Origin of the sequence: Streptomyces phaeoluteigriseus (genome assembly GCF_001896135.2) — a bacterium.
Lineage (GTDB): Bacteria > Actinomycetota > Actinomycetes > Streptomycetales > Streptomycetaceae > Streptomyces > Streptomyces phaeoluteigriseus.
In genome coordinates this window covers 1-9,248 of sequence record NZ_MPOH02000077.1, presented here as the reverse complement: position 1 = coordinate 9,248, position 9,248 = coordinate 1, and the positions used below count along the sequence as shown (strand labels likewise).

13 protein-coding genes are annotated in these 9,248 nt (G+C 70.0%); 9 read left to right on the top strand and 4 right to left on the bottom strand.

The window, feature by feature from the left end; all coding sequences use genetic code 11:
- The 4 genes from ku to BM536_RS39035 all read left to right on the top strand — a co-directional run.
- Positions 1-939 (top strand): non-homologous end joining protein Ku (gene ku / locus BM536_RS39050; RefSeq protein WP_094104112.1); only part of this gene is annotated, 939 nt, incomplete at its 5' end.
- 230 nt (positions 940-1,169) lie between these two features.
- Complete coding sequence (locus BM536_RS39045; protein ID WP_245874052.1) at positions 1,170-1,613, top strand: DUF6221 family protein; 444 nt, start codon at positions 1,170-1,172, stop codon at positions 1,611-1,613.
- Positions 1,614-1,646: 33 nt separating this feature from the next.
- Complete coding sequence (locus BM536_RS41050; RefSeq protein ID WP_158086602.1) at positions 1,647-1,817, top strand: hypothetical protein; 171 nt, start codon at positions 1,647-1,649, stop codon at positions 1,815-1,817.
- 349 nt (positions 1,818-2,166) lie between these two features.
- Positions 2,167-2,364: a DUF6417 family protein gene (locus BM536_RS39035; protein WP_094104111.1), complete on the top strand. Its 198-nt coding sequence runs from the start codon at positions 2,167-2,169 to the stop codon at positions 2,362-2,364.
- 37 nt (positions 2,365-2,401) lie between these two features.
- Here the strand turns inward: BM536_RS39035 and BM536_RS39030 are convergent, their stop codons facing one another.
- Positions 2,402-2,605 carry a hypothetical protein gene (locus BM536_RS39030; protein ID WP_094104110.1) on the bottom strand — a complete coding sequence of 68 codons (204 nt, stop codon included), beginning with the start codon at positions 2,603-2,605 and terminating at the stop codon, positions 2,402-2,404.
- A gap of 558 nt (positions 2,606-3,163) precedes the next feature.
- Here BM536_RS39030 and BM536_RS39020 point away from each other — a divergent pair.
- The 4 genes from BM536_RS39020 (at position 3,164) to BM536_RS39005 (ending at position 5,861) form a co-directional block, all read left to right on the top strand.
- Entirely contained in the window at positions 3,164-3,361 is a 198-nt protein-coding gene (locus BM536_RS39020; protein WP_073499566.1) for a hypothetical protein, read from the top strand.
- Between the two features lie 534 nt (positions 3,362-3,895).
- Complete coding sequence (locus BM536_RS39015; RefSeq protein ID WP_245874051.1) at positions 3,896-4,159, top strand: hypothetical protein; 264 nt, start codon at positions 3,896-3,898, stop codon at positions 4,157-4,159.
- A gap of 410 nt (positions 4,160-4,569) precedes the next feature.
- The gene (locus BM536_RS39010) at positions 4,570-5,469 is read left to right on the top strand and encodes a replication-relaxation family protein (RefSeq protein ID WP_245874049.1); all 900 of its coding nucleotides are present in this window, start codon (positions 4,570-4,572) and stop codon (positions 5,467-5,469) included.
- A gap of 95 nt (positions 5,470-5,564) precedes the next feature.
- The gene (locus tag BM536_RS39005; protein ID WP_073499560.1) at positions 5,565-5,861 is read left to right on the top strand and encodes a hypothetical protein; all 297 of its coding nucleotides are present in this window, start codon (positions 5,565-5,567) and stop codon (positions 5,859-5,861) included.
- A 63-nt stretch (positions 5,862-5,924) separates the two neighbouring features.
- Here the strand turns inward: BM536_RS39005 and BM536_RS39000 are convergent, their stop codons facing one another.
- The 3 genes from BM536_RS39000 to BM536_RS38990 form a co-directional block, all read right to left on the bottom strand.
- A complete protein-coding gene (locus BM536_RS39000; RefSeq protein WP_143651181.1) occupies positions 5,925-6,152 on the bottom strand; it encodes a hypothetical protein in 228 nt (75 codons plus the stop codon).
- Between the two features lie 114 nt (positions 6,153-6,266).
- Positions 6,267-6,476, bottom strand: a complete 210-nt coding sequence (locus tag BM536_RS38995) for a DUF6207 family protein (protein ID WP_073499556.1) — start codon at positions 6,474-6,476, stop codon at positions 6,267-6,269.
- 433 nt (positions 6,477-6,909) lie between these two features.
- Positions 6,910-7,167 carry a hypothetical protein gene (locus tag BM536_RS38990; RefSeq protein WP_342748885.1) on the bottom strand — a complete coding sequence of 86 codons (258 nt, stop codon included), beginning with the start codon at positions 7,165-7,167 and terminating at the stop codon, positions 6,910-6,912.
- Between the two features lie 637 nt (positions 7,168-7,804).
- On the opposite strand from BM536_RS38990, the gene BM536_RS38985 reads away from it, so the two are divergent.
- The gene (locus BM536_RS38985; RefSeq protein WP_073499554.1) at positions 7,805-9,046 is read left to right on the top strand and encodes a PP2C family protein-serine/threonine phosphatase; all 1,242 of its coding nucleotides are present in this window, start codon (positions 7,805-7,807) and stop codon (positions 9,044-9,046) included.
- The last annotated feature ends 202 nt before the right edge of the window (positions 9,047-9,248 follow it).

The window sequence follows — 9,248 nt, the reverse complement described above, 5'->3', positions numbered from 1 at the left end:
ATCTGGTCCGGTGCCATCAGTTTTGGCCTGGTCACGGTGCCGATCAATGTGGTCAGTGCGACGGAGGACCACAGCATCCGTTTCCATCAGTACCACCTCGAGGACGGCGGCCGGATCCGCACGCGGAAGGTGTGTGAGCTGGAGGACCGTGAGGTGGGGCAGGGGGAGATCGGCAAGGGCTACGAGGTGACCAAGACGCAGGTGATCCCGATCAGTGACGAGGAGCTTCGGGATCTGCCGCTGCCGACGGCGAAGTCGATCGAGATCGAGGCGTTCGTGCCTTTGGAGTCGGTGGATCCGATCCGGATCGGGGAGGGCTACTACCTGCAGCCGGCGGGGCAGGTGGCGGCCAAGCCGTACAAGCTGCTGCGGCAGGCTCTGGCGCGGTCGGCGAAGGTCGCGGTCGCCAAGTACGCCTGGTCGGGGCGTGAGCGGCTGGGGCTGCTGCGGGTGCGCGACGACGTGATCGTCCTGCACGCGATGCGCTGGCCGGACGAGATCCGCGACCCTGCCGAACTGCTGCCGCCGCCGGTGGAGATCTCGCAGGAGGAGATCGACGGCGCCATGGCGCTGATGGACACCATGACCCGCGAGGACCTGGAGGGCGAGGAGTTCAGCGACACCTACACCGATGCCCTGGCACAGGTGATCGAGGCCAAACAGGGCGACAAGCCGCTCCCGGAGGCACCGCAGCCGGAGGAGCCGGGCAAGGTCCTCGACCTGATGGCGGCGTTGACGGAGTCGGTAAGCAAGGCGAAGGCCGCCCGCGGCGAGACGGGCGACGCCGACGTCCACGACCTGCCGAAGAAGAAGACCGCCGCCAAGAAGACGGCGAAGAAGACCCCGGCCGGCAAGACGGCATCGAAGACCGAGCAGAAGACGGCCGCGGCGAAGAAGACAACGAAGAAGACCGCGGGCCGCAGACCACGCAGCGCCTGACCCTCCGATCAACCCCGCGGGTGCAAGCTTGGAAAGTGGGCTCCCGTCCTGTTTCCCCCGAGCCGGGGCGGGAGCTCGCGGTCTGCCCCGGACCTGGGTGGGAGTGCCCGGCGGGGTGGGTGCGTTGTAGGGAGGGTGTGGTTGTGGAGGGGGAAGGCCCGCTCTCGATGCAGCATTCGGTTCAGGAGATCTGTGCCACTGGCCCATCGGTCGGCGCGATGATGCCGTGCATGAGAGACGACACCGTGCGCGATCAAATCCGGTACCTGCGCGAGTGCATTAAGGCCGATGAGGCGCTTGCTCTCGTCGCCGGGGAAGGTTGGCCTGAGCCCACAGACGAGGTGGCCAGCGCGCTTCGATCCGATGGCTTCACGGACGAGCAGATCCGTCTGTACTTCAACTGGGGTCCCCATCGCGCAGGTGCTTACGTCGATCTGCTGCAGCGCATCGTCGACCAGCTGGAAATGCTCAGTTCCGTCAGGCGGCCGGCCCACAAGGATGCCGTGCGGCGCGGCATTCACTCACTGCTGCATCTGTACCGAAACGCGCCCGGCTGGGACCCGACATGGGGGCCTGACTTCCCGTACGCCCGTCTGAGCAGGGTGACAAAGGAGCGGGCTGTCCAGGTGCTTGCAGACGCCGACCGACGGACGGCGGGAGGAACCGCAGGTTAAGGGACCGGTCACGCCCACAACCAGGACCAGACCATGGCCCCGACCACGCCCGACGTCCACGACCTGCCAAAGAACAAGACGGCCGCCAAGAAGACAGCGAAGAAGACCCCGGCCGGCAAGACGGCATCGAAGACCGAGCAGAAGACCACCGCGGTGAAGAAGACAACGAAGAAGTCCGCGGGCGGCAGGCCACGCAGCGCCTGACCTCCGTGCAGCCCTGCCGGGTGCAAGCTTGAGAGTGGGCTCCTGTCCTGAGTTTCCCGAGCTGGGGAAGGAGCTGGCGGTCGGCCCCCGGACCTGGGTGGGAATGCGTGCTGGGGTGGGTGGGTTGTAGGGGGTGTGGTTGTGGAGGGGACAGTGTCCCCGGGCCTCACCTATAGCCTGCAGGGAAGATCGTTCGGCTGAAGCCCTGCAGAGCCTTTCGCCGCGTAGGCGACCGCCCTTCACGACCACACCCTTCGTTCGTCGCAGCCCCTGCCCCGGTGTCCTCACCGCGGCAGGGGCTGCACGTGTTTCCGGCATCCGTGACCGGGCTGGGGGCGTTGTGACGGTCATGGACGACTACGCGCACCTTGAGCTTGACGAGATCGACTTCGCGCCCGTGGAGTACGACGAGGAGCGCCTCCCCCTGCTGACGCTGGGGGAGGCTCACGCCCTGCTGCGGACGGTCGCACGGGAGGGTGGCCCGGTCGCGGCCGAGGCGGACGGGTTGTCCAAGGAGATCGCCGCGCGCATTCCGTCGGCAGACTGACGATGCCGCCTGCCGGCGCACTCGTGGGCGGGTTGGTCTAGGTGCGGGTGTTGGTGTGCCGGACGGTGGTGCCCCATGCCTGCATGACGGGGGTCATGCACCACTGGCAGAGCGGGCTGCCGCCGCGGCCGTACTTGTGGGTCTTGCGCTGGCACGTGGCGCAGGGGCCGGCCTGGCTGCCCAGGCAGACCAGCGCGGACGGGTCGGGCTCGTTCACCGGTGGCGGGGGAGCGGGGGGCATCGACGGTGTCCTTCAGACGGCATGAGGATCGGCGCGGGGGTGCTGCCGTCGGATAAGTCGATGATGTCCAGCTGGGGTCGGGCCGGCAATGCGTACAGGCCCGCAGCCCGTCGGCCAGGAGGCGGCGAGCCTCGTCGCGGCCAACAGCCCGTCGGCGTTTGCCTGCCATGTAGCAGTCGCCGGCGTGGACCTGGAGGGCCGGACGACCGCCCCCGAGACGTGGATGACCTCGCCGCAGAACCTCGCCCGTATCGCCGCGATCACCTACGCGGCAGAGGCCCGCGGCGGCACGGTCGAAGAACAGGCGGACCAGACGAGGCAGGCGAGCCAGGCCCCGGCCGCCGATCCGGGCAGTCAGCAGCGGCAGCACCCGGCGCAGCCGGACCAGGGCAGGGGAGCGGGCGGCCGCGGGCGCTGAGGGAGACCGGAGCCCGCCCGGCGGAACGGACGGCGAAGTCGTCGGGCCAGCTGCCGGGACGCGGCCCAAGCGCACGCTCTGGAGGCGGCGGGGACGGGCGAGGGTGCGGGAGACCGACTCGCCGAAGCGTGGAGGCCCGCATGGTCGACCAGATCCCGCCGTACCTCTCGCCGGAGCAGCTGAAGCACCTTCAGCGGCTCGCCGACGCGTCCTGGCTGCGCGTGGCGCTGTATGCGTCTCTGGAGCCGCCGCCGGTCCGGCGCCGATCGCAGCAGTACCCCGGTGGCCGACCGAGCCCGTGGTGGTCCGCGCGCCTGCGCCGACGGCGCCCGCGGTGAATGAGGGGCATCCCGGCATCCGGTGCGCGCACCGACGATGTCGTGCGCTCGCCGTGCACCGCGCCGCGAACAATCGGGTGCGCACGGCCAGCCGCGCCGGGCGTACCGGCCCGCGCACCGACGGTGTCGTGCACTCCCGTCTGCCGCCCGGTGCGCATCATCGTGCGGCCGGCACTGCGCACCCCGCCGCGCCGCGCACATACGCAGGGTGACGGTGCGCAGGGGATGTTGCGGTCGGTGCGCACCCCTTGTCCAAAGGGGCCGCGTCGGATGCGCGCTTCACGCTGGGTGAACGGATGCGGGGTGCGGTGCGCACCCCGCACCCCGATGCGCACCGCCTGGCGGGAGTGCACGGCATCGTGGGCACCGGTGCGGGAGTGAACCGCAACACAGAAGGCCGCCAAGGCGGCACGCGGCCAGCAGCCGAAGAAGAGGCTCGGCAAGGCGCAGCGCGAGGCGATCAGGCAGGCGCAGGCCGCAAAGAAGGCGGGCGGCGGGAAGCCGGCCGCGAAGAAGACCGCGGCGAAGAAGGCGGTGCCGCTGCCGCGCGGCTCGGTCCGGGCCGCCTACCCGGGCACCTGCCCGGCCTGCTTCAAGGACTACGGCAAGGGCGAGGTCATCACGAAGGCGGGGGAGAGCTGGGGACACCCGGGCTGCGCGCCCCGCCAGATGTCAGCTGCCGAGCGGGAGTTCGCACGGAACAAGGCGGCGATCGAGAGAGGCGAGACGTTCCGCTCCCGCAAGCCCTCCGACTGGCGGCTCGGGTCCTCGCCGTCCAACACCCGCCCCGCCCGCTGAACTGCGGCCGGACGGTGTGGCATCGGCCACGGACAAGTCCGTCGGCCAAGGGGTGGTCAAGGGGGCAAAACGGACACCACTGCTGGCTGTTGAACAGACAGCGGACAAGGGGTGCTTCCTCACGGTGGCTTCGGCCCGTACGCCTCGCGCGTGCGGCGACCTGTCACCGATCCGGCCGCGTACGGCCGGAGAATCCCGACGACGCGATGACCACCGCACCCCTCCCGCCCGTCCCGCCGACGCCGCCGACCGTCTCGGACAGTGCTGCGACAGTGAGCCCCGAGGCGAGCCCTGCGGCAAGCCACGCTCCCAGCCCCGCAGTTCCGAGCCGTCGTCTGGCGGTTGTCGCTGATCAGACCCCTTGTCGCCCCGTCCCGGCCGGTTGCAACTCCTCTTCTCCCAGCGCTGATGTGCCTGGAGAAGCGTCCCGGGCCCGGAAGACGGCGGCGACGAAGGCCGGCGCGGACATCCGCGGCGAGGTCCTGCTCACCCTCGCCCAGCTGCGCCTGGCCACACCCCGCCAGCTCAAGGCGCTGCTGCTGCCGCACCAGCAAGACACCGATCACGTCCGTCGCGCGCTGCGTAACCTGCTCGACGAATCCCCGGCCCTGGTCGGCCGGACCCACCGCGTCCAGCAGAGCTACTGGTACTGCACCCCGGCCGGTCTCACCGAAGCCGCCGCCTCCGGTGAGCTCGCGCCGAAGGCCGGCCGGACCACCGGCAAGCGCATCGCCGCCAGCAAGACGGGTCTTCGGGAACACGGCCTCGCGCTGGTCGACACCGTCGTCGCCTTCCACCAGGCGGAGGTGGCCGACTGCGCCGACTGGCAGGTGGAAGTCGCCCACCCCACTCCGGCCGGGAACCTGGTGCCCGACGGCGTGGTGCTCCTGAACAACGGCTCCTGCGCGTTCGTGGAGATCGACCGCACGATGTCGTACGCCCGTCTGGTCGCGAAGCTGGAGCGCTACGACGCCTACCGCAACGCGCCGCCGTCCGGACGCGGCAACGCTGCCAGGGCCCCGCGCAGCCACTGGCAGGAGACCTACGCCGGGCCGTCCCTGGACCGGTCCTTCCTGCCGGTGCTGTTCGTCTTCGCCCCGGCCCCGCGCCGCGCGGCCCCGGCCACCCGGGAAGCGGCCTTCCACCAGCGCGCCCAGCACGTCCACGGCGTGAACTACCGGATCATCGTGGCGACTACGACGCTGGGGCAGCTGACCAAGCACGGCCCCGATGAGCCGGTGTGGCGAGTGGCCGGCCGCGGCGAGGGGGAGGAACGCCGCTCTCTGGACGCGTTGCCGAAGGCGCGGTGAGCACGGCGGGCCCGGCCCGGCCTGGATGAATGGAGGCTCGGGCTGGGCCCGCCGCCGCGCGGGCGTTGTCGGTGGCGGCTGCGAGGCTGGACGGCATGAACGGAGACGAGCAGCTGCTGAACGGCCGCGTCTACGACCACGACCACCATGACCCCAACTCCGGCCCGCTCCCGCACCGGACCTACGCCGAACTGGTCGGAGGACCGCTGGACGGCCTGCTGCTGGACATCCACGGATGGCGGACCGTGGAAGTCGACGATGGGGTGGCCCTGTCCACCGAGCTCGGGCAGTTCCCCGGCGGGCGGTCGCTGTACGACCCGCGCCCCGGCGAGCCCCGCTCAACGGGCCCGGGTGTGAGCTGCCGCTTCCACTACTCCGGCGACACGCCCTGACCACAGCCCCGACCACCAGCCCGACCGCGGCAGGTCAGCGCGCTGCCCGCTCGCACCACCGGCTTACGACGGCCTGCCCTCGGTCAGCTGACTGGCGGTGTTCTCGATCCACAGCAGCGTCCACTCGACTCCGGCCTGCCACCCCGGCTCCGCGCCGGTGTAGCGGCCTTCGGCGTCAGCGCGGATGTTGGCCGCGAGGGTGCGCAGGTCCTTCTGCAGTCCCTGCCGCCGGGCCGTGTCCATGGCTTGGCGCATCTCGTCAGTAATGTCACCGGGTCGGAGCTCGCTCATCGCGCCACCTTGGACGACCGCCCCCACCGATGGCCAGACCGACCACGGCACCGACCACGCTGCCGCCAACCCCGACCATGGCTGGTCAGCGGGACGCGGCCAGAGCCCGCAGTGCTACGAACCGGGCTCCTGGCGCAGGTCCAGGAAGCAGCGCAGCCGTACACCGGGCTCGCCAGGCTCCCGGGTCGTACGGTCCGCCGGTGCGATCGCGCACCGCGCGGCGAGCAGCTCCTGGACCGCGAGCGCGGTTTTGTCATCGGCGGCCGCGACCTCCACCACAGCCAGGCCCGGCTCTGCCACGTGCGCGTCCATGATCTCCCTCATGCCTGGCACTACGCGCCGCAACCCGCAGAAGTTCTCCGGCCCTGGCGTCTTCACCCGACCGAGTAGGTTCCGGCCGCTGTGGTGACCAGCCCGCCCGCCAGCCGCTCCGCCTCACAAGGCCCTGGGTTGCGCTGGGTGTTGCGGTGGATGTTGCGCGAAGTGTTGCGCTGAGGGTTGCGGTGGATGTTGCGCAGGCCGTCCCAGCGTCCTGGAGTCCGACCAGGTCACCACGGGCGTACGGCGTGGTCGGCCTGCTGACATCCCCGTTGCGCCCCCCTTCGCCCATGCCCTGGCTGGAGGTGAGGAGTGGGAGGGCGGGATGGGCGGCGTGGACGCTGCCGGGGATCGTGGCGCGTTCGCTGGTGTTGCGCGCCGGGCGGGGCCGCCGCACTGGGGTCGCCGACGGTGCGGCAGCCGGGGAAGCGGTTGGCGGCTAGCTGGAGGCGTCGGCCAGCTGCTGCTCGTGGTGGTGCTTGAGCGCGGTACGGGCCGCGAGGACGTCGGCCGGGGCGAACTCGCTCCAGTACGCGTGCGTGACGATCGTTCCGGCGAGTTCGAGCTCCCGCTTCCGTAGCCGGGCGATCTCCGTCGCGTCCTGGGGGTCCCAGCCGGGGGAGGCGGGTCGGGACGCGGGCCGCCAGGCGTTCTTGTGGGTCTCCCAGGCGTCCAGAGGTTCGGCCGACCACGGCACCCGCTGGTAGAGGGTCTGCAGTTCAGCGCAGACCTGACGGAGTTCGTGGCGAGTCGGTCAGGTACTGGGGAAAGTCGTACGAGGCTGCCACGGGGCAAAGGTACTGCTGTTCGAACCGCGGTCCGGTCTGCCGCGCGGCGACATCTCCTGCGCCAACCCTTGCGTCTTCTCCTGCGGCATCTCTTGCGACTTCTCTTGCGCGAGCCTCGCCGACGGCGCCGCATCCGTGCAGGTGGCTCTGTAGATGACGAGGAGCAGCGTTTCTCGGGCAGTTCGAAAGGCGCGTACGCACTCCGGCACGGCCCGAATATCGATGAGTCCGGACGGCACCAACCTGGTATGACATGCCGCTTTTGGCGTAATGGGCGCTTCAGTCTGGTCGGCCGCGTCACTCTGTGCGGGTTGATCACGGTCGTGTCAGGAGCCCGTGTGTACAGATGAGTGGGTCTTCGAACGGATCTTCCGTGACCGCCGGAGTGGACCCGAGCGTGTCGGGGCGGGCGTCGGCTCTGCGGTGCAAGGTGAGCCGGGCCAGCTCCAAGACCCTGAGGCCGAACACCATGCCGCCCCGTGAGCGGCCCCTCGGACCACTCGTCCAGCAGGCGAAATCGGCTCTGGTGGAGTGAAGGAGGCGGCTATGGCGGACAGCGAGCGGTGGCTTGACAAGGCCATGGTGGACCGGTCTGAAGGGTTCGGTGAGCGGCTACTGGGGGTACTGCTGGACCGGGCGCATGAGATGCCTCCGCAGCTGATCGCCCCGCTGGTCGCGGAAGAGGTGGCCAGGGTCGGCGGCCGCGACGTCTCGATCCTCCTGCAGGACTACGGCCAGCGGGTGCTGGTGCCGCTGCCGGGCAGGCGGCTGACCGTCGGCGAGCCCGAGCCGATCGGTGACTCACATGCCGGCGCGGCCTTCCTGTCCGCGACGCCTGTGGAGGTGCCGCAGGCCGACGGGGTCCGGATGTACCTGCCGTTGCTGGACGGCAGTGACCAGGTGGGAGTGATGGCCCTCACCATGGACACCGCCGATGATGACGACCGGCGGCTGCTGCGCAGGCTCGCCGGCCTGGTCGCCGACACGCTGGTCACCAAGCACAGCTACACCGACCGGTTCTTCCAGGCCCGGCGCCGTGAGCCGATGAGCCTGGCCGCGGAGATCCAGTGGTCCCTGCTGCCCCCGCTGGCGATGTCCGTCCCGCAGGTCGAGGTGGCCGGAATCCTCGAGCCCGCCTATAAGGTCGCTGGCGACAGCTTCGACTACGCCCTCAATGACGACATCCTGCATCTGGCAGTGATCGACGCGATGGGCCACGGCCTGGACGCCGCCACCATGGCGACCGTCGCTATCGGCGCCTACCGGCACGCTAGACGCGCCGACATCGGACTGGCTGAGATCTACGCGTTCATGGACCAGGCCGTCGCCGGGCAGTTCGGGCCCGAGCACTTCGTCACCGCACAGATGATGCGCCTGGATATCGCAACGGGCCATCTGCAATGGGTCAACGCGGGCCATCCCGCACCGCTGCTGATCCGTAACCACGAGGTCGTCCGGCAACTGGAGAGCCCGACCACCCTGCCGGTCGGCTTCGGCGGTGAACAGCCCCGGGTCAGCGAGCAGACCCTCCAACGCGGTGACCGGGTGCTGTGCTTCACCGACGGCCTCATCGAGGAGCACGAAGCCGGCGAAGAGCAGTTCGGCGAGGAACAACTCGTCCACTGGATCAACCGCATCGAGCACGCAGAGAAACGAGTGCGTGCGGTGGTGCGCGCTCTCTCCCACGCCCTGATGGAGGAACGGGGCGGCACGACCAGCGACGACGCGACCCTCTTCCTGATGGAGTGGCGCGGGGGCGCTGCCAACCACCTCGCCGCCCTGGACTGAGTCGAAAGCCGCACCACGATTGCGGAGCCCGCGACACGGAGCCCCCGCTAACCGTGTCAACGGCGGTGCCGTGCGCCACGGACTCTTGGGGGTCGAGGGACCAGAAGCAGTTTGATGTCATGAGTTAGGCGCTGTTTCTCGGATCATGTGCGGAGCCAGATCATGAGGGCTGCGAGGGTGACGGTGCCGAGGTAGATGTATG

What these genes read in the sequence shown, in the direction of transcription:
- BM536_RS39045 (WP_245874052.1), top strand. Translation starts at nt 1,170, where the DNA reads ATGAGAGACGACACCGTGCGCGATCAAATCCGGTACCTGCGCGAGTGC.
- BM536_RS41050 (WP_158086602.1), top strand. Translation starts at nt 1,647, where the DNA reads ATGGCCCCGACCACGCCCGACGTCCACGACCTGCCAAAGAACAAGACG.
- BM536_RS39035 (WP_094104111.1), top strand. Translation starts at nt 2,167, where the DNA reads ATGGACGACTACGCGCACCTTGAGCTTGACGAGATCGACTTCGCGCCC.
- BM536_RS39030 (WP_094104110.1), bottom strand. Translation starts at nt 2,605, where the DNA reads ATGCCCCCCGCTCCCCCGCCACCGGTGAACGAGCCCGACCCGTCCGCG.
- BM536_RS39020 (WP_073499566.1), top strand. Translation starts at nt 3,164, where the DNA reads ATGGTCGACCAGATCCCGCCGTACCTCTCGCCGGAGCAGCTGAAGCAC.
- BM536_RS39005 (WP_073499560.1), top strand. Translation starts at nt 5,565, where the DNA reads ATGAACGGAGACGAGCAGCTGCTGAACGGCCGCGTCTACGACCACGAC.
- BM536_RS39000 (WP_143651181.1), bottom strand. Translation starts at nt 6,152, where the DNA reads ATGAGCGAGCTCCGACCCGGTGACATTACTGACGAGATGCGCCAAGCC.
- BM536_RS38995 (WP_073499556.1), bottom strand. Translation starts at nt 6,476, where the DNA reads ATGAGGGAGATCATGGACGCGCACGTGGCAGAGCCGGGCCTGGCTGTG.
- BM536_RS38985 (WP_073499554.1), top strand. Translation starts at nt 7,805, where the DNA reads ATGGCGGACAGCGAGCGGTGGCTTGACAAGGCCATGGTGGACCGGTCT.